Consider the following 903-nt stretch of genomic DNA (forward strand, 5'->3'; position numbering starts at 1 on the left):
TGGGTCCATTAATCGCCGACCGATAGAAACAGCTCCTCTCACTGTCAAGTCCAAATCAGGAAATTCTTCTCTGGCCACATCGGAAGCGGAATAAATAGAGGCCCCAGATTCATTCACCATCGTCACAATAACAGATTTTGGTAGGCCTAATGATTTTACAAAAGTTTCGGTTTCTCTTCCTGCAGTTCCATTTCCGATAGCAATAGCTTGAATGGAATATTTTTCAACCAATCCTTTGATACTCATTCCCGCTTCAGCAGTTCTTTTTTGTGGTTCATGAGGATAAATCGCCTCATAGTGTAAAAACTGACCTTGTGGTCCTAAGCATACCAATTTACATCCTGTCCTAAATCCGGGATCTATTGCCATGACAGATTTTTGTCCTAATGGTGCTCCCAATAAGAGTTGTTTTAGGTTTTCTGTAAAGACTTTGATGGCTTCCTCATCCGCCTTCTTTTTGGTTAAAAGACGTACTTCTGTTTCCATACTTGGCTTCAGAAGCCTTTTGTAACAGTCCTTAATTGCCAACTTCACTTGATCTACTGAGGAGTTTGCTTCATCAGCAATCACCGTTTTTTCCATTTGATATAAAGCTGATACTTCATCAGGCACAGAGTCTAGCATCAAAAAAAGCTCCTTCTCACCTCTCCTCATCGCCAAAACCCGATGTGAAGGAGCAGTTTTTATAGGTTCTGACCAATCAAAATAATCCTTGTATTTAATCGCTTCATTTTCTTTTCCAGGAATTACTTTAGAAGAAAACACGCCTTGTTCCAAGAAAAGCTTTCTCATTTTTTGCCGCAATTCAGCATTTTCATTGATCCATTCTGCGATGATATCACGGGCTCCCTGAAGTGTATCTTCAATTGAAGTCACCTCTTTTTCAGAATCAATGAATTTTTC

1 protein-coding gene is annotated in these 903 nt (G+C 39.8%); it reads right to left on the minus strand.

Going from position 1 to position 903, the window contains the following annotated elements; all coding sequences use genetic code 11:
• The coding region (locus Q0L68_RS19630; protein WP_296705938.1) for a Tex-like N-terminal domain-containing protein at window positions 1–903 on the minus strand (903 nt) is incomplete at both ends.

Origin of the sequence: Algoriphagus sp. (assembly GCF_024642405.1) — a bacterium.
Lineage (GTDB): Bacteria > Bacteroidota > Bacteroidia > Cytophagales > Cyclobacteriaceae > Algoriphagus.